13 protein-coding genes and 1 pseudogene are annotated in these 24,722 nt (G+C 32.6%); 8 read left to right on the forward strand and 6 right to left on the reverse strand.

Translation table 11 applies throughout. The features are described 5' to 3' along the window. Nucleotides 1-43: 43 nt before the first annotated feature. Nucleotides 44-1,282 (forward strand): annotated as a pseudogene (locus OQ292_RS09155) (IS3 family transposase). Continuing rightward, nucleotides 1,171-1,863 carry a cyclase family protein gene (locus OQ292_RS09160; RefSeq protein WP_284685760.1) on the forward strand — a complete coding sequence of 231 codons (693 nt, stop codon included), beginning with the start codon at nucleotides 1,171-1,173 and terminating at the stop codon, nucleotides 1,861-1,863. The pseudogene OQ292_RS09155 and the gene OQ292_RS09160 overlap by 112 nt, the downstream one beginning before the upstream one ends. A gap of 63 nt (nucleotides 1,864-1,926) precedes the next feature. On the opposite strand, the gene OQ292_RS09165 is transcribed toward OQ292_RS09160, so the two are convergent. After that, on the reverse strand, nucleotides 1,927-3,135 hold the full coding sequence (locus OQ292_RS09165; RefSeq protein WP_284685761.1) for a GAF domain-containing sensor histidine kinase: 1,209 nt from the start codon (nucleotides 3,133-3,135) through the stop codon (nucleotides 1,927-1,929). Between the two features lie 320 nt (nucleotides 3,136-3,455). On the opposite strand from OQ292_RS09165, the gene OQ292_RS09170 reads away from it, so the two are divergent. Together OQ292_RS09170 and OQ292_RS09175 are read left to right on the forward strand one after the other, a co-directional pair. Beyond that, nucleotides 3,456-4,583 (forward strand): NAD(P)-dependent alcohol dehydrogenase, encoded by a 1,128-nt coding sequence (locus OQ292_RS09170; protein ID WP_284685762.1) that lies wholly within the window; start codon nucleotides 3,456-3,458, stop codon nucleotides 4,581-4,583. 700 nt (nucleotides 4,584-5,283) lie between these two features. Then, complete coding sequence (locus tag OQ292_RS09175; protein WP_284685763.1) at nucleotides 5,284-6,825, forward strand: B12-binding domain-containing radical SAM protein; 1,542 nt, start codon at nucleotides 5,284-5,286, stop codon at nucleotides 6,823-6,825. A 31-nt stretch (nucleotides 6,826-6,856) separates the two neighbouring features. On the opposite strand, the gene OQ292_RS09180 is transcribed toward OQ292_RS09175, so the two are convergent. Both OQ292_RS09180 and OQ292_RS09185 read right to left on the reverse strand, forming a co-directional pair. Next, the gene (locus tag OQ292_RS09180; RefSeq protein WP_284685764.1) at nucleotides 6,857-9,031 is read right to left on the reverse strand and encodes an ATP-binding protein; all 2,175 of its coding nucleotides are present in this window, start codon (nucleotides 9,029-9,031) and stop codon (nucleotides 6,857-6,859) included. A 153-nt stretch (nucleotides 9,032-9,184) separates the two neighbouring features. Continuing rightward, nucleotides 9,185-10,528 (reverse strand): Gfo/Idh/MocA family protein, encoded by a 1,344-nt coding sequence (locus OQ292_RS09185; protein ID WP_284685994.1) that lies wholly within the window; start codon nucleotides 10,526-10,528, stop codon nucleotides 9,185-9,187. Between the two features lie 153 nt (nucleotides 10,529-10,681). Here OQ292_RS09185 and OQ292_RS09190 point away from each other — a divergent pair, with 153 nt between their 5' ends. Further along, a complete protein-coding gene (locus tag OQ292_RS09190) occupies nucleotides 10,682-14,113 on the forward strand; it encodes an alpha/beta hydrolase family protein (RefSeq protein WP_284685765.1) in 3,432 nt (1,143 codons plus the stop codon). Here the strand turns inward: OQ292_RS09190 and OQ292_RS09195 are convergent. After that, nucleotides 14,110-15,135: an agmatine deiminase family protein gene (locus OQ292_RS09195; RefSeq protein WP_284685766.1), complete on the reverse strand. Its 1,026-nt coding sequence runs from the start codon at nucleotides 15,133-15,135 to the stop codon at nucleotides 14,110-14,112. The two genes, OQ292_RS09190 and OQ292_RS09195, sit on opposite strands and share 4 nt — an antisense overlap. Before the next feature lie 6 nt (nucleotides 15,136-15,141). Continuing rightward, entirely contained in the window at nucleotides 15,142-16,461 is a 1,320-nt protein-coding gene (locus tag OQ292_RS09200) for a tetratricopeptide repeat protein (protein ID WP_284685767.1), read from the reverse strand. A 509-nt stretch (nucleotides 16,462-16,970) separates the two neighbouring features. Between OQ292_RS09200 and serS the strand changes: the two genes are divergently transcribed. Then, complete coding sequence (serS, locus tag OQ292_RS09205) at nucleotides 16,971-18,245, forward strand: serine--tRNA ligase (protein WP_284685768.1); 1,275 nt, start codon at nucleotides 16,971-16,973, stop codon at nucleotides 18,243-18,245. Nucleotides 18,246-18,353: 108 nt separating this feature from the next. Next, nucleotides 18,354-20,597 (forward strand): Tex family protein, encoded by a 2,244-nt coding sequence (locus tag OQ292_RS09210; RefSeq protein WP_284685769.1) that lies wholly within the window; start codon nucleotides 18,354-18,356, stop codon nucleotides 20,595-20,597. A gap of 2 nt (nucleotides 20,598-20,599) precedes the next feature. Here OQ292_RS09210 and OQ292_RS09215 read toward each other — a convergent pair whose 3' ends face one another. Next, on the reverse strand, nucleotides 20,600-23,248 hold the full coding sequence (locus OQ292_RS09215; protein ID WP_284685770.1) for a WG repeat-containing protein: 2,649 nt from the start codon (nucleotides 23,246-23,248) through the stop codon (nucleotides 20,600-20,602). 99 nt (nucleotides 23,249-23,347) lie between these two features. On the opposite strand from OQ292_RS09215, the gene OQ292_RS09220 reads away from it, so the two are divergent. Continuing rightward, nucleotides 23,348-24,721, forward strand: a complete 1,374-nt coding sequence (locus OQ292_RS09220; protein WP_284685771.1) for an ABC transporter permease — start codon at nucleotides 23,348-23,350, stop codon at nucleotides 24,719-24,721. The last annotated feature ends 1 nt before the right edge of the window (nucleotide 24,722 follow it).

The raw sequence follows: 24,722 nt of genomic DNA on the forward strand, positions 1-24,722 counted from the left end.
AGAAACAGTACGAAAAAGAACCGTCGCGGTGCGATTCAAGGAAATGATAGTCGGCTTGCTGGAGGCAGGCCATACAGCGCGAAAAGTATCAGAAGATTATGGTCTCTATGAGGGTATGATCCGTAGATGGAAAAGAGAGAGTAGGGAAAAAAAAGGTATCTTTTCAGATAAAAGTAAACCTTCATTGACCCCTGAAGAAAAAGAGATTCGAGAGTTAAGGCAGCAATTGAGAGAAGTAGAAATGGAACGTGATAGTTGCACTCGCATCTTAAAAAAGGCGGTGGCCGCCACGCGGTGAGCATCTTCTCCAACAATTCCATTGGGGGGAAGGCGGGAAAAGTACGAGTTCATAGCAGGGAACTGTGATTTTTTTTCCGTTGGGAGCAGGGTGGCCTGGCCAATGTGCAAGTGTTTGAAGGTAAGCAAGAATTCCTATTATTCCTGGAGGCGTAAAGAGTTCGCCAAGGGAAATATAGAGAACAAAAAAGACATGGTCAAAAAGTATATAAAAGGGATCTATGATGATAGCAAGGGTACTTATGGAAACCCTCGTATAACTGCTGAACTTATCAAAAAAGGCATAAAGATATCAAGGTCCTATGTGGCCAGGTTGATGAGGGAAATGGGCCTTAAGAGCGTTCTAGCAAAGAAATTCGTAGTTACCACTGATTCGAAACATGGATATCAAGTAGCCGACAATATCCTTGAAAGGGACTTTGAGGTAGAGGATATAGGAATGGTCTGGGTGTCCGATATTACATACATTAGGGTCGGGAACAACTGGAATTACCTGACCACAATTATTGATTTGGCAGACAGAAAAATTGTCGGTTGGTCGCTATCAAGTGATATGACAGCCAAGAATACAGTATTACGGGCTTGGTCAATGGCAAGACAAAGGAGAGATATCAAGGATGGCTTTATTTTCCATTCTGACAGAGGCCGCCTGGAAGGTATCCAATATGCATGTGATCAGACAAAGAGAATTTTTTCTTTTCATCGGAAAATAATCCAGAGCATGACAGGGCTGCCTGGCAGCCGGAAGGGAGATTGTTGGGACAACGCCGTGGCCGAGAGCTTTTTTAAAACCATCAAATATGAAAGCCTGAATAGGCAGAAATTTGATACCCCTGAACAGCTTTACTGGCACGTCTACGAATATATCGAGGAATGGCCGCCACGGCAGTGGTACAATATCAAAAGGATACACTCAAGTTTGGGATATATGACCCCATTGGAAAAGGAAATTCAACTGAAATTCAATTTAAAAAAAGCGGCCTAAGTAAATGTGTACCAAATTTAGTTGCAACTCCACCAATTCATTTCTCCAAGACAGGAGAATCTGTTGATGAGATTCCACTTGAAAATTTATTTGGAACCGCCATCAATATAGATATTTCTTCAAACGCACTTAGTAATCCAGATTATTTAGTAAGTGTAGATGATTTTCTTAATTGGGAAAAAAATGAACAAACCAAGTTACCCGATGGCTGTATAGTTTTATTGCAAACTGGTTACTCTCAATATTATCCTGATAAAATCAAATATTTGGGAACAGATAAAAGAGGAACAGAGGCTGTTCAATCTTTACATTTTCCTGGCCTATCGCCAGAAGCTGCGAAGTGGTTGGTTGAAAACCGTAATATAAAGGCAATCGGAATCGACACACCAAGCATAGATTTTGGTCAATCCGAATATTTTGAGAGTCACGTTATTTTACTTTCTAAAAACATTCCTGTTTTCGAAAACCTTACTATGCTAAATCAATTACCTAGTAGCGGGTTTGAAATAATTGCATTACCTATGAAAATAAAAGGAGGAAGTGGTGCGCCATTGAGAGTAGTAGCTATTTTTGGTAGTTAATCTATCCATCAGATTAATACTTTAGCAGGTATTCATTTGATTTTTTCTAATTGAAAATCAAGGTTATATTTCCTGATGTTCATTGTTAGTAAGTGGAATTGAAAAGGTAAATAATGTTTCACTGTCGCTCGACTTTACAAATAATTTACCATTATGCGCCTTTGCTATCTCAGATGAAATATATAAACCTAACCCCAAACTACCTTGGCCATTTTCTGAGGTACTAGCCGCAAAAGGTTTGAAGATACCTTTTAAAATCTCATCGGCAATTTTTTTACCGCTGTTAGAAATCTCAATTTGAAATTGAGATTGCTCCGTTTTTAGTTCTACTTTAATAGTATTTGTTGTAGAACCATGCTTTACGGCATTACCCAAAAGGTTTGAAAATACTTGAGCAATTCTTGAATGATCGCAAGCAATTGTTTCAGATAAGTCTATTTGTAAATCTATAACATGCTTTTCTGTCGTAATTTGAATTTCTTTGTATACATGTTTAATACTTTTAATTAAAGCATCATTATCTTCAGAAATTTCTAACTTTATACCTTCTCCTAAGTGGCCTTTAGCAAAATCTAGCAGATTATTAACCAAATCTTCCATTCTATACGAACTACTCATCATGGTTTGTACTATTTCTACAGCCGTATCTGGAAGATCCTCTGATAATAGTAATTCAGCACACATCTTTGTAGTAGTTAATGGATTTCTTAAATCGTGACCTAAAATCGCGATAAAAATATCTCTAAGTTTAGCAGTATCACGCTCTTGCTGAAGACTTGTGTTTAAGGTTTCAATTTCTTCAATCTTATCTAAATGAAAAGCTATTAGTTGAGTATAGAGCTCAAATAAATCTCTTATTTCTTTGTTGTCAAGCTTCGCTGGCTCAGGATCAATTGCGCATAAGGTTCCAAAAAACCTCCCATCTTTCCTGAAAATAGGATAAGAAATATAACTTAGAAATCCATATTGAGCAGGGGTATGATGGTTGCAGAATTGCTGGTTTTCAGAAACATTTTCAATAATAACCGGATTATAATGCTGCCTAATTTCATTACAGATAGTAGTTTCAAGAACTAATTCGTCATATGATTTCAGTCCAAAATTTATTTCATCATAAGACATGCAAGTAATCCATTTTTCATCTGTAACTCTTGCTACAGCAGAAAACCTCATTCCTGTAATCCTGCATATTATATTAAGAATTGAAGGAACAGCATCAATCTGCATTACCTTTTGTACATCACTTTTGGTTTCTGGACTTAGTTCATTCATTCTAAACTAGATTTATTAAGTAGTTTAAACTTCTTAAATTTTTCGGTTTTGTAGATTTAGCAAGAGTAACAAGTGCTGCTATTATATGCATAAAAGTTAGCTCAAATCTAAAGTATTCTTGATCCTATTAAACTAATAGTAGTTACATGTGTTCAAATTGAGATCATTTTTTTGCTAATTTCATTATGCCTTATCTATACGTCTTCTATTAAATTCATCCTATAAAAAAGATTTATACCATTATATATTCTTTTAAATTTCTAGTTATTCTTTTCTTGAACTTTAATATACAAAATTAGTTGCATAAACAACATATGTATATGTATAAAAACATCAAACCAACCATGAATGTAAAAGCAGCCGTAATTAATAAACCGCAAGCAAAATTTGACATTGAAGAGATTCAACTCGATCAAAAATTAGGTCCCAATGACATATTGGTAAAAGTTGTGGCTACAGGTATCTGCCACACAGATTTAATTATGAGAGATGAATTCTTTCCCTTTCCAAAACCCGCTGTCTTCGGCCATGAAGGTTCAGGAATAGTAGAACAGGTAGGAAACGCTGTAAATAAAGTAAAAGCAGGCGACCATGTAATAATGGCACCAGCTAGTTATGGCCAATGCGAAAACTGTGTTTCTGGGCACCCTGCTTATTGCCTTAACTTTATGGAATTAAACTTTGGCGGACATAAGCACGATGGTTCTTGCCCTTACCACAACCACGAGGGTAAAGAAATGGGTTCAGGATTTTTTGGTCAGTCTTCATTCGCTAACTATTCTTTAGTGAAAGAAAACAATGTTGTTAAAGTAGATAAGGATGTTCCTTTAGAGTTATTAGGACCTTTAGGTTGTGGCTTCCAAACTGGTAGTGGAACTGTGCTAAAATTTTTAAAAGCCAGACCAGGTGATAGTATCGTGATTGTTGGAGTAGGGGCAGTAGGATTGAGTGCTATAATGGCTGCCAAGTTAGCTGGATGTACTACAATTGTTGCAGCTGATATTCACGACAACCGCCTTGAATTGGCTAAAGAATTAGGAGCTACCCATACAATTAACAGTAAAGACAAAAAAATCACTGATTATGTACTATCTGAAATCGCCCCTAAAGGCCTAGATTATGGCCTAGATACAACTGGTAGAAATAATGTAATTAGTGATGCAATGGGTGCTGTTAAAATCATGGGGCACATGGCTATTGTAATTGTTGCAGCAGATAAGCTAGAACTTGATGCACCAGTTATACAAGTTGGTAAGAGTATATCATTTGTGAATGAAGGAGATAGCAACCCTGATGTTTATATTCCTAAGCTAATTAAACTGTATAAAGCGGGTCTTTTTCCTATAGATAAACTAGTGAAGTATTACGACTTCGAAGATTTTAATAAAGCAGTAGAAGACTCTGAAAAAGGGAATACTATAAAGGCAATTATAAAAATGCCTCACTAAAATTTATTTCTCAATTATAAAAGTGTTTTAAAACTGCTTTTTATGGTTGAAAAACTCTATCGCTATAAACTTTACAATCAAACTTCATTACAAACATTAAAACATCAACTTTTAACAGTATATCACTCAAATTTTATTATTCAAACTAAATTTTTTGCCATTAATAGAATTTAAATACTTTGGAAATATTATTATGTGTATATTTGACACGTTATTAAGCTTAGGTTTAATGACTTACTGTTAAAAAAAATAAACATACAAAAATGCCCCGCTTTTGGCGAGGCCTTTTTGTATGTATATATCTGTAAATCAGGAATTACGAGTCACGTTAATTTCGGTATAGGAGTTATCCTCAATCTCACCATCAATAAATCTATCACCACATTCTGTTTATTTTCATTATAGATAACTAAGTCCTATACCTTCTTTTATATCCATTAAATCATAAGTATTAGATTTTAGAGAATAAGAAAATTTCTTCAAACTTTCAGAATCTTACAAAGTCTTGTCAATTCCCTTGTTGACTTGGGAATAATTGTGTCGCTTACAGAAGTTGTTTAAGATTATTTCTTTAAAAATAAAGGGAAGGAGTGAGGTGCCGTTGAGAGTTATAACTATTTTAGGAAGTAGAAAAAAGTGTAGATGTAGTTTAATATCCACCCACTTTTTTATAATAATTTTACTAAAAGCTAACTTTCTAATGAATATACTTTTAATATACCCTCAAATGCCTGACACCTTCTATGCTATGAAGCATTTTATTAAGGTGATAGGTAAAAAAGCTGCTTATCCTCCTTTGGGCTTATTAACTGTAGCTTCATTATTACCGCAAGAATGGCAAAAAAAATTGGTAGATTTAAATCTTTCAGACCTAGAGCAAGAAGATTTAAAGTGGGCAGATTTTGTATTTCTTTCTGCCATGAATGTTCAAGAAGAATCTGTAAGAGAAATTATACAAAAATGTAATGAAGCAAAAGTAAAGATAATTGCTGGAGGACCTTTATTTACCCATGAGTACAATCGTTTTCCAAGTATTGATCATTTTGTACTTAACGAAGCCGAAATTACACTTCCTTTATTTCTAGAAGACCTATTAAAAGGTAAACCAAAATCAGTTTACGAAACAAAAGAATTTGCAGATGTAACACAATCTCCATTACCAGCATATGAGTTAGCAGATATGGATGAATACATTTATTCAATCATCCAATTCTCAAGAGGTTGCCCTTATATGTGCGATTTTTGTGATGTAACCGCTCTTTTTGGCAGACGCCCTCGTGTTAAAAATAGTGTCCAAATTATTCGCGAATTGGAATACCTCGATCAACAAAGTGATGTTAGGCTTGTCTTATTTGCCGATGATAATTTGATTGGTAATAAGAGAATACTAAAAAGCGACCTCTTACCTGCATTAATCAATTGGAGAAAAAAGAAAAAACCAGGGTTCTTTTTTGCTACTCAATTAACTATTAACCTGGCAGATGATGATGAACTAATGAAATTGATGATTGATGCCGGTTTTCGTCATATATTTATTGGAATAGAAACACCTGATGAAAATGGACTTAAAGAATCAAGAAAAAATCAAAACTTAAGAAGAAACCAATTAGAAAATATTCTTAAGTTGCACCAAGCAGGCTTTATAATTTCTGGAGGTTTTATAGTTGGATTCGATACTGATACGCCTTCAATTTTTGAACAACAAAAAGAATTTATACAACAAAGTGGTATTCCTTTACCTATAGTGAATATCATGAAAGCTCCTCCTGGTACTGAACTATTTGATAGAATAAAGAGAGAAGGGAGGTTGAGTAAAGAGTTTGCCTTTACTGAAGGTGAAACTAACATTGTACCTATGATGGATGAGAAGATATTGTACGATGGATTTATTGAATTAATTACCCAAATTTACCTTCCTGAAAAATCATACGAGCGATTAATTCAATTTTTTAATACTTATAAATTTCCAAAAACATCTATTAAAATAGCTTCTAAATATGGCATTAATGATATTAAGATGGTAATGAGAATATTTTATTTATTGGGCATTAAAGATCAAAACCGTAAATACTTTTGGAAGCTGATTATTTGGGCATTGGTAAATAATCACAAATTTCTGGATAAGGCATTATTTTATGGTATAATGGTCTTTCAAATGAATCAAACATTTTTACATATAAAAGAAACTGTTGAAGACCAAAACCAGCACATTTTATTAAAAAAAGAAAGTAACATTGCTTAAGCTTGAGAGAAATTAATACAGCCTACTTACCTTATACAATGCTATCAATACCCTGTGGTACATATTCCGATTTAGTATGCGTATGTTTTACTGGAATAGAGATTTGAAACTCAGTAAATGAGCTGTCACCAACTACACTTTCAAATGAAATATCGCCACAATGTTCTTGCATAATTCCATAAGCAATAGATAGCCCAAGCCCTTTACCTTCTCCCACATTCTTTGTAGTAAAGAAAGGATCAAAAACCTTAGATTTAATACACTCTTCTATACCTATACCATTATCTCTTATGCTCAAAAACAAAGTTTCTTCGTCTTGTATCCATCCAGAAACATTTATCAAACCTTTATTACCTAATAGTTTACAAGCCTCTATTGCTTGTACTGAATTGTTAAGTATATGGAAAAGTAACTGATTTAACTTGCCAGGTTGACATTCAATTTTAGGTAACTCGCTAAGTTCAGTTTCTATATTTATCTTATCCTCAATTTTATTTTTTAATAAACTCAAAGTAGAATTTACCGAACTTTCAATATCCACTTGTTTAAATCCTTCTTCATCTAGTCTGGCAAAACTTCTAAAGCTTTCAACAATTTTTTTAGTTCTTACAGCACCTTCTTCTACACCATTTAAGAGTTCATCTATTTCTGTAAATAAAAAATCAATTTCTAATTCTTCTTTTAACAGCATTAATTCCGCAGGAATTTTATCTGCTGACTGTGATTGATATTTATTGAATGCTTTGTAGAATTCTCTTAGGTCTTCAATGTCTTTCTTTATAGGATTAATGTTCGAGGTTACAAAGTTGATTGGGTTATTAATTTCGTGTGCAATGCCCGCTGTAAGCTGGCCAAGTGAAGCCATTTTTTCTGATTCTACTAATTTTGTTTGAGCAGATTTTAATTCTTTATGTGTGTCTTCTAGTTCTTTATAGGTGCTCTGTAAATTTTTATGAGATTTTTTCTTTGTAATAAATAGATAATACATGGCTATTGCTAAAAAACCAACTAGTGCTGCAATTGAACCAAGATAGATTTTTGTTTTTCTTTCTTGTTCAATCAGGTTTTTTTGTTCATTTATCTCATACTCCTGAATTCTTTTTTGATTTTGAAGATTGTCTATTTCAATAGAATCTCTGGCTAATTTTAGTTGAGAAGCAAAATATAACTCTTTATACTGAAGTGCTTTTTCATAATCGCCTTTCTCTACGCTTTTCTTAAAATCTTCATCTAAAGAAGCTATTTTCTTTTTACTTTCTTCTAGTTTGTTTACCGAGATTAAAATCTCGTTTTCAAGCGCATTAGTTGTATCTATTGTAAGTGGCTTTGCATTTATCTTTTCGGGTGCAATAGCAATTGAGGCATTGGGATGTAATTTATTTTTAAGCTGATTTTTAATTTGATTTAAACTATCTACTAATAAATTATCTCCACTTTTTGTTGGCCAGCTTTTCACTAAAAAAATTGCTGAATCGTAGTGTTGAACTGCAAAGTTAGTATTACCTACTTCTTTATATAAATCGGCAAGCAATAAGTAATGGTCAAAAACATTCTGTTTATTATTTAATTCTTTAGATAATACAAGGGCTTTTTGATAAGACTTAATCGCCGAATAATAATTCTTATTGCTATGTTCTTCTTGTGCTTGTTCGTCTAATTTATCTATTCGAGTTTCTTTAATATTTTCTCCAATATTTTTTGCAGACTCCTGTAACTCCTCAGTTGCACTTTTAAACTTCTCATTTATCTGAAGGTTGTTAATGTTGTTCTTTTGTCTATCCCACCAAGTTCCTGTGCTAATACCTAAATCATTTAGCATTTTTTCAGATCTGTCTTTACCATAAGTATAATCATACTTTTTAGCCAGATTGAAACTTTGTAAAAAAGCATATTCAGCCTCTTTTCCTTCAGACAGAGTCAAATAAGTTTGTCCTAAAGAATAGTAAGCATCAGAAAGTAATACTCCTTTTTTATAATCTTTTTTAGAAGGCTTACCTATTTCTTCTATTAATGAATTAAGGTAGTAGAGCGACTTTTCGGGTTGGTAATTAATATATTCCTCTGCCACCTCGATTATTACACCGTACTTATCTTCATCTTTTAACGAATCGATGCTACTTTCTAACTCTATTAGCTTTTCAGATTGAGCTAATAAAAATGAAGGTATAAATAGAAAAATGGCGATAAGAAGTAATTGTGATTTCAAGATTTCCAGAGAATTGAAGCACCCAAAAAATATAAATCGAGAAAAATAACTCTCAGTTGCTAACGAAATCTTACACTAATTAGTTATTCAAAACTCAATGAAAGCAAAGTATTATATTATTAAAAACTTTGCTTTCATTTCTAATTTTCCAGATTAGATATTAGGCAAATTCCATTTGTTATGGTATTCCGGAGTTATAAATTTATTAGCTTCTACATTATCTTTAAACATTCCTTTTACACTATCCCAATAAATTTTTCTACCAGTTTTGTAAGCGATATTTCCCATATGTGCATTAATTGCAGCCACGCTACCACTTTCAATTCCACATTTTAAATCAGATTTGTTTCTAGATTTTATCACATCTACAAAGTTGCGTGCATGCTCGTCTAGCGGAGTTCCAATTCTTCCTTGATAAGGAAGTGCCTCTATTTTATATTTTTTCATTCCATTCTCGGTAGAAGTTTCTGGAATAATCTCCCAACCTTGGCGATTTACTACTAGTGTTCCATTGTTGCCTATAAATGCAATACCTTCGGTTCTACCATAATTCCCACCATCAATTCCGGTAGCATGCTCCCAAAGCATATTAAAGTTATCATACTCAAAAACAGCTTGCAATGTATCTGGAGTTTCTGAAGCATCGTCTGGATAAGCTAGTTTTCCGCCAGATGCCATCACTGATTTTGGTGCTGTAGCGTTCATCGCATATAAAGCGATATCTATTTCATGAACTCCCCAGTCTGTCATTAATCCACCGGCATAATCCCAAAACCAACGGAAGTTAAAATGGAAGCGATTTTCGTTAAACGGGCGCTTTGGAGCTGGCCCAAGCCACATATCATAATCCACACCTTCTGGTGGTTTAGAATCTGGCTTTACTGGCACTGGATTCATCCAACCTTGATAAGCCCAAACTTTTACCAATCTTATATTTCCCAATTTGCCAGAACGGACATAATCAATCGCTGAAGCATAATGTTGGCCACTTCTTTGCCACTGTCCAACTTGTACCACTCTATCATACCTTTGAGCTGCTTTTTTCATCAGATTACACTCTGTTATAGAATTTGCCAGCGGTTTTTCCACATATACATCTTTTCCGGCTTCGCAAGCAGCAATCATTGTTAAGCAATGCCAATGATCTGGTGTACCGATAATTACCGCATCAATATCTTTATCTTCTAGCAACTTTCTATAATCTTTATATTGCTTCGGTTTTTTGCCACTTACTTTCTCTGCATCAGCAGCTCGCATATCCAATACACTTTGGTCTACATCACAAATAGCTGCACATTCTATTTCACTCATTTTAAAATGTGCATTCATATTTGCCCAACCCATTCCATTACATCCAATTACTCCAATTCTAACCTGATCACTCGGAGCCACTTTTCTACGGCTTGCAGCCAACACATCTAAAGGTACAGCAGCTGTAATTCCCGCTCCAGTTAAAATAGCTGAGTTTTGTATAAACGTTCTTCTCGATTTGTTCATTCTCATAAAAACTTTAAATTTTTTAATTCAAAAAAAATGTTTTATTCAAGGTACTGAATTCATTTATTTATAAAATGATATTCTTCATACATTCAAAAAATAATTATTTAATTAGCCTAATAAATTTAATAAACCTTTAATTTTTTTACATAAATGTATCGTCTCCTACTAGCGGTATTTCTCTTTTTTTTAACTTTTATAAGTAATAGCTATGCTGATGTTTGGGTATCTGAAATTTTTAGTGATGGTATGGTTTTACAACAAGGTAAAGAAATTACTATTTGGGGTACAGCCGCACCAAGAGAAAAGGTAGCAGTTACTTTGAGAGGTAGAAGTGCTATTACCCGCGCAGATAGAAATGGAGAATGGGAAGTAAAAATTCCGCCACTTTCTCCTGGAGGTCCATACATTATGAATATTCTGGGCAAAAATCTTATTACAATTAATGAGGTAATGATTGGTGATGTTTGGCTTGTAACCGGCGAACCTTTTGAGAATTTTAATAAGGAGGAAATTTCTACCAAAGAAGCAACACAAGATAAACCTGTACATTTTTTCAATATCACTCCCCAAATAGCATTAACGCCTTCAGAAAATATAAAGAGTACGGGTAAATGGCATAGTCTACAAAGTATTGATCAAACTGAATTTCAACTTTTTCATGCTTTTGCAGATAGTTTGTATCAACAAAATAATGTTCCTGTTGCTATTATTTATAGCCAATACAAAGATGCTTCATTAGCTGCATGGATTAACCCTGATACGTTAAGGCAATATAAAGAATATCAGGATACACTTTCGATTATGGAAAAACAGTTCCTCGGAATTGAAAGGTTTTTATCGGAGAGAAAAGTAGACAATTTTGTTAAGACTTATCCTTCTGTGGTATATAATACCATGGTAAATCCTATAGCTCCATATACCTTAAATGGAATATTTTGGCATCAAAACCAATCTGATATTCAATATGCATTTTATACTCAAAAGCTGCAACAGGATTTGGTAAACTCATTTAGAGCCAGATGGAATAACCGTAAACTTCCTTTTATTATACTCAATACTAATATTTCATCTTCTTCAAATGATAGTACTGAAAATATTTATAAATCAGAATTTTTAGAAATACAAAATCACTTATTCACAAAACCTTTAGTTTCAGTTATCAACAAATTAGTAGATAGCTCTGAAAATTCTATATCAGCAATTTTAACTGTTTGTAATTCTTTATCTGAAAATAATACTAGTATTTCAAAATCGCCAAAACCAAACTCTTTTAGTATTGAAGGAGAAAAAATGATATTACATTTCTCTGGAGATAAGTCTTTATTTTTTGATAATAAATATGGCTATGGCAAAGGTTTTAGTATTGCTGGTAGAGATCAGAAGTTTTATTCTGCAAGAGCTTTTGTGAGGAACGATTCACTTATAGAAGTATATAGTGATAATGTAAAGCAACCTATTGCAGTAAGATACTCTTTTAATAGTTTCTTAAAAGATGCCAACCTAAAAACTTCAAATGGATTAAATGCACTCCCATTTAAAACAGACAATTGGCCAGGAGTTACAGATACGAGTAGCTTTCGCACTAAGTGGTTAGATGCTGGCAAGGTTGATACAATTGACATGGTAAATAAATACCAACAAACTCTTGCTAATCAGTACCCTCCAAAAGCTAAACCTTTCCCAGAAAACTTAGCCGAATGGGAAAGTCAAAAACCCTATTATTATGAGAAACTGGTAAACTCATTAGGTTTTTCAAAAAATGAGTGGGAAAACAGAAATGCGATTCAAAGTCTTTATAAAGGACAAAATATTGAGTTTGAAGATTATACTATCAGGCATGTACTATATCAAAGCCAACCCAGTTTTTGGGTTTCTGCCAATCTTTATGTGCCTAAAAATATTGAATTCCCTAGACCTGCAATTCTCTATCTAAATGGCCATAGTGGTAATGGCAAGGCAACTGAAAACTATCAGCTAAGTATGATTAGCCTTGTTAAAAAAGGATATGTAGTGATGAGTATTGATGAAACAGGAGCTGGTGAAAGAAAATACACAAGTCAACATACACCTCAATTTTTTCTAACTGGCCATTCTGATGGAGGCTGGCAAATTTGGGATGCATCTAGAGCATTGGACTTTTTGCTATCACAAAAAAATCTGGTAGATAAAGATAGGGTAGGAGTAACTGGTAGATCTGGTGGAGGATTTCAATCTTTTTATCTCGCTGCTGTTGACAAAAGAGTGAAGGCTGTTGCACCTGTAATGTATGTTTCATCTTTTGAAGGAATGATTGATAGCAACAAAATTCACACCATTGATAACTACCTTCCAACTATTAGAAAATACATGGAGCAATTTCATGTTTTGGGTTTAATGGCTCCAAATCCTGTTTTTATTGGCTCAGGGCAACAAGATTTTTTTCCTATAAATGCAACAAAAACTACTGTTGATAAAGCGAAAGAAATTTATCAATTCTATAATGAATCAAAGTACCCTGAACTGAATGTTGTAGATATCGGGCATAAAGATACCATTGTACATAGAGAAGCAGTATATGCTTTTTTCAATAAAGTATTTAATGTTGATAATAACTCATCTGAACCACAAATACAGATTAATTCTGATAGTTTGTTGAATGTAGGTATACCAAGCTATTCTTCTGCAACAACACTAAGTTTAGCAAATAAAGAATTAATAAATTCATCGAGAAAGCATAATGCATACATTTCTCTTCCAGAAAGAAGATACAAGTTATTAGAAATACTTGATTTAGATAATTTAAATAACCGATCTCTAGAAATAGGCTACCATTCTATAAGTACAGATAAAACTGGAAATAGAACAAATGAAAAATTTCTTATTCAAACAGATTATAGTATTTATCTAAATGCTGAACTTTCATATTTAGATAATGAAGCTAAGCATTCAGTAGTGATTATCAATAATCCTGAAATTTCTTTAAAAGATTCTTTAATTAAAGCTGGGTTCGCTGTTTTTTCTTTCTCACCCAGAAAAGGAGAAAATACCTCACATAACACAAGCAGTAATAAGATTGACTACGAATATCTAACTTTTTCGAATAGTATCGTCTTAGGAGAGTCGATGCTTGGTCAAAAAGCTTATGATTTTATTAGAGCTGTAGATTTTTTACAGACAAAATCCGATGTAATTGATATTTCAAATATTAATCTCGTAAACCTTGATACTACTTTGAATAGTAAAATTGAAATTTTAGCAGCTGCAGCCTTAGACAATAGAATTCAAAAAGTTGCTGTAAATAATGCTTTAATTTCAATTTTACCATCAACAACCGAATGGGCTAATTGGAATTATACCACCTACACTCCAAATCTTGCAGGTTTTGGTAATATTCAAGACATTATCTCTTTAATCGCTCCAAGAAAAATTAAGCTATATACTCCTAAAAATACCAATGGAAATAACTTAACTAATTATCAATTAATCAATGAAACAAGTAGAAGCAGATATGAATATAGAAAACAAAACGCTACTAAAAACTTAGATGTCTCTAACCAAGAATATTCAAATGAGCTTCTGCTGGATTTTCTAAGAAATGATTAAAGTGTGCCTTTATAAAAATTCATAGTGGCACAATGCAGAGAACCACCTTGCTTAATAAGTAAAGAGCAATCTACTCCAACTACATCTCTTTCTGTATATATCGTTTTGAATTTTTCTATCGCTTCAGCATCTTGAGGCACATTATATTGGGGTACTAAAACGGCATTGTTTATTATTAAAAAATTAACATAACTAGCTGGAAGTCTTTTGCCATCGTCATTAAAAACCTTCCCTATTTCAAGAGGAATCAAGTTATAAGCTTTTCCTTCTGCATCTCTCAATGTTTCTAGCTCTTGCTTTAAAAGTTGTAGTTCTGTAAAATGCTCGTCATTTTGATCACTACAAGCTGCATAAAAAATTGTATCTTTTTTTACAAATCTGGCTAGCATATCAACATGAGAATCTGTATCATCTCCAGCTAAAAAACCATGATTTAAAACAGTAAGCTTTTCTAAGCCTAAAGATTGCTTGATATTATTTATAAGTTCTTCTTTTGGAACAAACTCATTCCTATTTTTTGAAAAAATACAAGAAGAGGTTGTTAATGCATAACCCTTTCCATCAGAATCAATTGAACCTCCTTCGAATACAAAAGGAATATTTCTATAATCAATTTCCTTTTTAAAAAGCCCCTTATTAATAAGCTCAGGGTTAATCTGATTGTCAAAGTTTGATGCAAATTTTTGCCCCCATCCATTAAATATAAAATTTAAAAGAATTGGCTTGTCATTTTCATAAACAGTTAATAAACCATGATCTCTATTCCAAATATCATTAGATGGTATTTCAAAAAAATAAATATTGAGTTTTTCATCCTTATTAAAATATTTTTCAACTTCAGATTGCTCTAAACAAATAATGATAAGCTTTGTATAGCTTATCATTACTTTAGAAATACTCACAAATAAATTTACAACCTCTTCATGATCATCTTCCCAAATTTCTTTTGAATGTGGCCATGATATTTGAACCGCATCTTGTTCTTCCCATTCTGCAGGAAGCCTGTATATACTATCTTGCATAAAAAATTATTGCTCTTCTTTACTTTTTTCTTCTTCGGTAATTTCTTCCATTGCCATCATAGAAACAGACTTAAAATTACCATAAGCTGCTCTCTTCAATGATTGTTTTGCAAGATCATAATTTTTTATCTCTTTGTAAAGAATTGCCAATGCAAATTCAAACTTTGTTTTATGTTCAACATCAAGACCTTGAAAGTCAGTCAGTTTTTGAAAATCATTAATTGCCTCATTAAAAGACTTTAATTTCATATGCGCCACAGCCTTGATGAATAAAGCATTATAATTTTTAGTATCTAAAGCTAAATATTCATCAATAATTTTAATTGCATCATCATATTTACCATTATCCAGATATAATTCGGCAAGATCAAATTTTATCTTGAGAAGGCTTTTTTCATCTTCTTCAATGCTTATAGCCTTATTATATTTTTCGATTGCTTTAGTCTGATCTGATTCAATCTTAGCTATTTTTCCTAGCATTACATAAGCTTCTGAATAATCATTCTGCATTTGTAAAGCAATTTTTAATAACTCTTTAGATTTGTCATAATCTTTAATTTGCATGTGTGCAATTGCAGCAGACATATAATATTGAGGACTTAACTTAGCAATTTTAGCTGCATAAGGACCAAAGTTAGCATACTTAAAAGCCTCTCTAGATTTTTCGTAATCACCTAATTTATTATAAGCATAACCTAACTCATAATAAAACCTTGCAACAACTTTAGGCTCTTTTGAAGTAACTTTAGAAGTAGCTGTAAGCATTGCTTGCTTTGCAGCTTCATAATTTCCCTTGCTATTTTGAATTACTGCTTCATAATATAAAATAGAAGGATTTTCAGCATCAAGCATTTTAACATCATTTACATGTCTAAGTGCTCGATCATAGTTTTCAGCTTCGAAAAGGATTTTAATTACAGCTTCTTTGTAAGCTATTCTTTTCTTTAAATCAGTTTCGTATTGAAAAGCTTTATCTAAAGTTTCTTCAACCTTAATGTGTCTATCAAGATTTTGATAGCATTTTGCCATCATTGTATAAGCAGGTACAAAGTCTTGTTTAAGCTTCGCAGTTTCTTCATAAGCTAAAATTGCATTATCATATTCTTTTAATGTGAGGTAACACATCCCTTTAGAAAAGGGAAACCTCGGGTTTTCCGGTTCTAATGCAATCGCTCTGTCGTATTCATCAATAGCAGCAATAAAATTATTACTTTTCCTAAGATGTTCTGCTCTTGCAAATATTTGCATCACATCCTCTTGAGCAAATAATAAAGTATTACTAAAAGCAGAAATGAAAAATATTAAAATTCGCAATAGCTTTTTCATTTGTTGTAAATTCATTTGTTAGCTCCTAAATACATTTGATATAGCCGAAATGTGAATTATATAGGATATTTTATATAGCATTTCGGATTTCAATTCTTATTCCATCTATAATTGTTGAATTATTTGGTAATATTTTGTTCAGGTAAGTTTATCTCGGAGATTATCTTTATATGCAATAAAGAATATTGTTATTTGTAGAATGTTGAAAACTTCCAGAAAAACGCTAGTTTATTAAAAAACTTATACGAATTAATTAATAGTAGTATTGCAGATATTAATAGGTAAGACTATGTTAAACATTGTTATTTGCTCATTAATTAATGTTTACACTTCTATATAATGCTAGATATCTTAAAATTGATTTTTATAAAATATTGATAAGATTTCCTCAATGTAAGAATTACAGTAACTTTACAGTTAATAATTCTGGTATAATCCAGGCATAAGTTTTAAAAGCAATACTGTTATTTTTGATATTTGACATAACTTTGCATAAAATTTAATATTACATGCTAGAAATTCAATTCATCAGGGATAATCCAACATTAGTAATTGAAGGATTAAAGAAAAAGAAGTTTTCTCAAGCCGAAGAAATGGTTGAAAAAACTTTGGAAACTGACAAAGAGAGAAGACAAACACAGACTCAGCAAGATGAGCTACTGGCAAAAGCTAATAGTTTATCGAAGCAAATTGGTCAGCTAATGAAGTCGGGAAAAAGGGAAGAAGCTGAGTCCATAAAGCAAGAAAGCTCATCGTATAAGCAAAAAGCTAAGGAACTTACTGAGATTCTGAGTCAGAAGGAAAATGAATTGACTTCGCTGTTATATCAAATTCCAAACTTGCCTCATAAGGATGTTCCAGAAGGCAGTAATGCAGATGATAATGTGGTTATGTATCAAAGTGAAAATATGCCGACTTTATCAGATAGCGCATTACCTCACTGGGAGTTAATCACCAAATATGATATTATTGACTTTGAGTTAGGTAATAAAATTACTGGTGCAGGCTTTCCTTTTTACAAAGGAAAAGGTGCCAGACTTCAAAGAGCTTTAGTAAACTTCTTTTTAAATGAAGCTTCTGAAGCAGGGTATACTGAAATTCAACCTCCTGTAGTCGTAAATGAGGCATCAGCTTTAGGTACAGGTCAATTACCAGATAAAGAAGGTCAAATGTACAAGTTGGAAAACCATGATTATTACCTTATTCCAACAGCAGAGGTACCATTGACTAATATCTTTAGAGGAGAAATTCTAAATCAACAACAACTGCCAATAAAGATGGCTGGATTTACTCCTTGTTTTAGAAGAGAAGCCGGTTCTTGGGGTGCTGATGTTAGAGGTTTAAATCGTTTACATCAATTTGATAAAGTTGAGATTGTACAAGTAACTGAACCTTCAGTTTCATATGAAGCACATGCTCAAATGAAAAATCATATTGAGAGCATTATAAAAAAACTAGAATTACCCTATAGAATATTAAATCTTTGTGGTGGTGATATTAGTTTTAATGCTGCACTTTGCTATGATTTTGAAGTTTACTCAGCAGCTCAAAAAAGATGGTTAGAAGTAAGTTCTGTAAGTAATTTTGAAACTTTTCAAGCAAATCGCTTAAAGTTAAGATACAGAAATACTGATAAAAAAATACAACTAGCTCATACTCTAAATGGAAGTGCATTAGCATTGCCTAGAATTTTAGCTGCAATTCTTGAGAATAATCAAACCGAAGATGGAATTGTTATTCCAAAAGTTCTACAAAGTTATTGTGGATTTGAAATTCTCAATTAATTAAAAATCTCATACACCCAAAAATAAAATTAAAAAAGGCAGTATAAATTTGCTGCCTTTCATTTTTTATTACGGTTAAGTATTACCAAATCAACCTATCTGTTTAAAATGGATCACTTTTTAAAAATCGCAGAAGAGTTAAAAATAACTTATAAACAAGTAGCTGCTACAGTAAGCTTGTTAGACGAAGGAGCTACTGTTCCTTTTATATCAAGATATAGAAAAGAAAGAACCGGAAGTCTCGATGAAGTATTTATTACTAATATTAGAGATAGAGTTACTCAGTTACGAGAACTGGATAAAAGAAAAGAGAGCATTTTAAAAAGTATTGAAGAACAAGGTAAACTCACTGATGAGTTAAAAAAGAAGATAGAAGAAGTAGAAACAATGACTGCTTTAGAAGATATTTATCTTCCATATAAACCAAAAAGAAGAACTAGGGCAACAATTGCGAAAGAAAAAGGTCTTGAACCTTTAGCCGAATTACTTTTTAAACAAACAGATGGAAATATCTTAGCTGAAGCTAAAAAATATATTTCAGTAGAAAAAGAAGTTGGATCTGAAGATGATGCATTGAGTGGTGCCAGAGATATAATTGCTGAGTGGGTGAACGAAGACCAAACAGCCAGACAAAAAGTTAGGAAGTTGTTTGAAAACGAAGGAGTAATTACATCCAAAGTAATTAAAAATAAAGAAGAAGAAGGACAAAAATATCGTGATTATTTCGACTGGACCGAACCAGTGAAATCTATTCCATCTCACAGATTACTTGCAATTAGAAGAGGCGAGAAAGAGATGATTCTTTCTGTAGATATTACTCCGCCAGAAGATTTAGCTATAGATATTCTTGATGAGCAATTTGTTACATCCAAAAATGAAGCTGCTGCTGAAGTTGGGAAAGCGGTAAAAGATGCTTACAAAAGATTGATGAAGCCTTCGATGGAAACAGAAACAAGGCTCAATACAAAAACACATGCAGATCAAGATGCTATAGATGTATTTGCTAATAACCTACGCCAATTACTAATGGCTGCACCAATGGGAGAAAAAGCAACGTTGGCAGTCGACCCTGGTTTTAGAACTGGTTGTAAGGTTGTATGTCTGAGTGCACAAGGAAAACTTCTTGATAAAAGTACCATTTTCCCAAATGAACCTCAGAAAAGGATAATGGAAGCAGGCCTAACAGTAAAAGAGCTTTGTAAAAAGCATAATGTCGAAGCAATTGCTATCGGAAATGGTACTGCTAGTAGAGAAACTGAAAAGTTTGTTCGCGACCTTGGTCTAAAAGGAGTTCTTATCGTGATGGTAAACGAAAGTGGAGCATCTGTTTATTCAGCTTCTGCTGCTGCCAGAGATGAATTCCCTGAAGAAGATGTAACAGTAAGAGGTTCTGTTTCTATTGGTAGAAGATTAATGGACCCACTTGCAGAGCTAGTTAAAATTGATGCTAAATCTATTGGAGTAGGTCAGTATCAACACGATGTAGATCAAAACTCTCTTAAGAAAAGTTTGGATGATGTGGTATTAAGTTGCGTAAACCAAGTAGGTGTAGAACTAAATACTGCAAGTAAAGAGCTATTGACTTATGTTTCTGGTTTAGGTGAATCTATTGCTAAAAACATAGTAAAATACAGAGAAGAAAACGGAGCATTTAAAAGCAGAACTGAACTTAAAAATGTTCCAAGGTTAGGAGATAAAGCGTTTGAACAAGCAGCAGGATTTTTAAGAATAAAAAATGCTGATAATCCTTTAGACGAAAGTGCTGTTCACCCTGAAAGCTACGAGGTGGTAGAAAAAATGGCAAAAGACCAAAAGTGTTCTGTAAAAGACCTCATGACTAAAAAAGAGCTTTTACAACTCATAAAAACAGAAAAGTATGTAACTGAAACAATTGGTCTACCAACGCTGAAAGATATTTTGAGTGAACTTTCGAAACCGGGAAGAGACCCTAGAGAACAGTTTGAAGCTTTTCAGTTTGCTGAAGGAGTAAATGAAATTGATGATTTAAGAACAGGAATGACTTTACCAGGTATAGTTACAAATATCACTAATTTCGGAGCTTTTGTAGATATTGGAGTTCATCAAGATGGTTTGGTTCACTTAAGCCAAATGGCAAATAGATATATAAAACATCCAGATGAAGTAGTAAAGGTTCATCAAAAAGTTACTGTAAGAGTAGTTGAAGTAGATGTACAGAGAAAAAGAATTGCACTTTCTATGAAAGAAGAGGTAGGAAATACTGGTAATGAAAACAGAAACCCTAAAAAGAAAAGTGGGAAAAAACCTCAGAAACAAAAAAAGGAAGTTTCTATGGAAGAAAAATTAAGAATGCTTCAGTCTAAATTCAAATAAGATTATAAATCATCGGGACAGGCTATTTTAAAATAGTCCTGTTCCTTTAATACTTGTTTTTTATTTACTTTCCCTTTTTCGTCAATATAAAGTACGATATATAAACCCGCCTGAGCCACATCACGCTCCACAAAGTAAAAAGGTCTTTCATCACTACCCATATTTACAATAGCAGAGTATTCTTCTGGAATAATTCTTCCATACTTACTACTCAACACTCCAAAGCCACTACTTCTATAGGTAATAATAATTATCTCATCACTGTTTTTTACATACTCGAAAGTATCAAAAACCTCAGGAACGAAATAGAAATCTTTTATGTGATACAATTTCCATTTACCTTGATGTTTTACCAACGCTACACTGTCTGTCCAATACCTTAAATCTTCAAACTGAAAATCTACTAAAATATCATTTTCTAAATTTATCAAGCCATACTTTCCATTCTTTGCTATTAAAACATCATCCTGATTACCATACTTATTCAGCATCATGTCATAATTGGCACCAATTGCATTTTCAGTTCTTGGATCATACAAACCAAACTTCTTATTATTTAGTAATGCGAAATAATCATCTTTAATCACTATTCCTTCATATCGAGATGTTACAACTTGTTTGCCTTTTGCATTTACAACACCCTTTTTACTATATTTTTCAACAATAAATAAGTCTTCCGAAATCACATTAATTTCAGAATACTTATTAGCTATTATGACTTTACCTTCATCGTCAATCAAACCTGCTTGCTTATATCTATTTTTAGTGATAATAAAAGCTTTTTCTTTTTTTACTCCACTAGTATCAGTCACTGTTACTAGTTGAATATTAAGTGATGTATATTTAGAAAGGTCGGCCAAATTATCTTTATAGAAATACCCAAACTTTTTATCTGCTTGGTATAGCAAAATACCTTTGTTACTTACAAAATACAATGTATCGTAAACTGGCTCTAATAGTAAATTTCCACTATCGTCACTCACACCCCATTTATCTTCGATTTTCACTCCAAAAGAGCGTTGATTCATTATGATGTCATCGAACAAAAGCGGAGAAGTCGCTATACCACCTTTATTAAATACTTGAAACTTCTTCTGTTTTTCAACTACCCATCCATTTTTGGTTTCAAAAACATCATCTACGTTTTCAAAGAGCAATTTGCTTTCCCTTAAATCAAAAAGTGCATAGGAATTATTTTTTTCGAGAAGTAAAAAATATCCATCTAACAACTCAAAATCTGTATAGTCGAAACTAAGATCTATTTCATTGTTAAAAAGCTTGCTTTTAGAAGTAACACTATATTTATCGTCTTTTTCAAAAACTAAGAACTGCTCACCTATTGCTTCAATATTATCATATAAAGGTTGAGTAAGTACTTTTCCAGAATATGAGATTAATCCCCAACCAGCACCATTTGTATATTTTACTAAGCGATTTGGTAAACTTTTCATACCAACAAACTCTGGTTTTATAATCTCAAAACCTGATTTATGATACAAACCAACTCTGTTGTTTTTCTTTACAAGCAAAACACCTTTGTCAAAATTGGAGATTTCTTGAAACTCAAACTCGGTGATCTGCTGACCTAGAATATTTACTACACCTGCTTTTTTATTTTTATAAGTAACTATAAAGTCATCATTAACACCTTCGCAAAGGTATTGCTCTGGTACTCTTTCAAAACCTGCTGGGATTAATTCATTACCAAACCTACTCATAAAACCATACAATTCGTTGGCATCATCATAAAAAGGATAGTAGGTTAGCGTATCTGCTTTAAGCGCATTTTCTACAAAAGACTTATCAGGAAACTGTGGATAAATTTTTAGAAACTCATCTTTATTTGATTGTAAATACCAAATCCAACTCCAAGCTCTTTCTACATAAATATTTTGGGAGTACTCTTCAATAAATTTTTCGTAAACTTCAATAGAATTATCTAGTGTGTATAAGTTGAATAATCTCAACTGCGCATTATCCCAATAAGGACTTTCTGGGTAAGATTCTATAAAATTCTGTAAGCTAAAAATATCATCTTTCTCTGTCTTCACTTTATATAGCAGATCATCATATCTTTTCTTCGCTTCTTTATACTCATCTGCTTCAGGGTAATTTCTTATAAAGTCATAATATGCTTCATAAGTATTTTTAGTTTGTGCAACATCAAAAGCTATGCTGTCTCTTTTAGATTCGGCAATGCCAGAATAAGGTTCACTCTGGTAATGATCGAGGAAATATTGATAAGCTTCTAAAGATCCTAGACTATCTGCAATATTATAGGCTGTACTATCTATAAATTTTTTTTGAAATTGAATTTCTTCTAAGCGAATACCATCTTCTGCTAGGTTATACTTTGTTTTGCCATCACTTTTTTCATAAGCATTTAATGATGCCAATACATATTTATAGGCAGAATCTAGATGATAATTTTCAAAATTTCTCGGGTGCACATAATATATGGAGTAGAGATAATATGAACCTGCATCTAAAGAATCTTTCTTAAGGTTTTTAAGTATTTTGCTTTCTGCTTTCTCAAAGTCTTTTTTGTCTAATGCATTTTGTATAGGTTTAACATTTTGAGCTAAGCCTAAACTTGCACTAAGAAGCCAAGTTATAAGAAAACAATATTTTTTAAATACCTTGTGATTCAAGTTTTTATCGGATTATATTTAGAAATATCCCTAATTTATGAAATTAGGTACTAAAGCTATAAATGCAAAATTATCTCAGATTGACTAAATAAAACACTTATGCTTTATAAAAGCACTCCATTTTTTATAGCACGAAGATACTTTACAGAACAGAGAGGTAATACCTTTATGAGTATTTTTAAAACTATTTTTCTGTTAATTATTGGCTTAATCCCCATTTCTATATTCAGTATATTCATATTTATTACTGGTAAAGGAACAAAAAAATATCAGGAAGTGATCAATAAAATATTTGGTCAGAATCTGATACAAATGCTTTCAAACATTTCTATGATTGGAGTAGGAGTAGGTGCCGGAGCACTAATCATCATCTTATCTATATTTAATGGACTCGAAGATTTAACCAGAGGCTTATATAGCACATACAATCCTGAATTAAAAATATCGGCTACTATAGGTAAGTCTTTTGAAGCTGATAGCATATTAATAGATAAAATAAAAAATACAGAACATATAACAGCAGTAACTAAAGTTATTGAAGACGATGCCTTTTTACAATATGCTGGTTCATCAATGCGAGTGGTAATTAAAGGGGTAAGCAGTAATTATAATAAACAATACCCATTAGATAAAGTGTTGGTAAGCGGTGAGAATAAAATTGAAACCGAAAACAATGTAATGCGTGCTCTTATAGGAATAGGAGTAATGCATCAATTATCTATTTCTTTACAAGATCAATTTAAAGCATTAGTTTTTAACTATCCGAAAAAACACATACCTGTAGGTTTAAACCCAGAAGGAGCACTTAACAGAAAATCTATTTTACCCGGCGGAGTGTTAGCTATTGAACAGGCATTTGACTCTAAGTATGTAATTGTTCCTATTGAATTTACTCAAGATTTATTGGACTACGGAAATAAAATAACTGCACTAGAGATTAAAGTTGATAATCCGAATAATATACTTGCTGTTCAAAATCAATTAAAAAACTTTGTTGGAGAAGATTTTAAAGTACTTACTGCAGATGAGCAACAAGCCAGTGTACTCCGCGCTGTAAAAATTGAACGTTTATTCGTATTTCTTGGCTTTATTTTCATTCTTGCTGTAGTCTCATTTAATGTATTCTTCTCGCTAGCCATGCTTGCAATAGAAAAGCAAAAAGATATTGCCATATTTTTTTCAATGGGAGCAGGTAAAAATTTTGTTAGAAAAATATTCTTTTACGAAGGCTGCATAATAGCTCTCACTGGAGCAACCTTTGGTTTACTTATCAGTTTTATTATTGTTTTTATACAGCAAGAATTTGGGGTAATTCCTCTAGGAGTACCAAGCTCTATTGTAGATGCCTATCCGGTAAAAATCAAAGCCATGGATTTTCTTTATACCGGATTGGTAGTAGTTTCACTCACATTAATTGCGTCTTATATTCCTGCAAGAAATGCGGCTAAGACTGTTATTCATGAACAAGTTTAGA

It is taken from the genome of Chondrinema litorale (assembly GCF_026250525.1).
GTDB classification, from domain to species: Bacteria; Bacteroidota; Bacteroidia; order Cytophagales; family Flammeovirgaceae; genus Chondrinema; species Chondrinema litorale.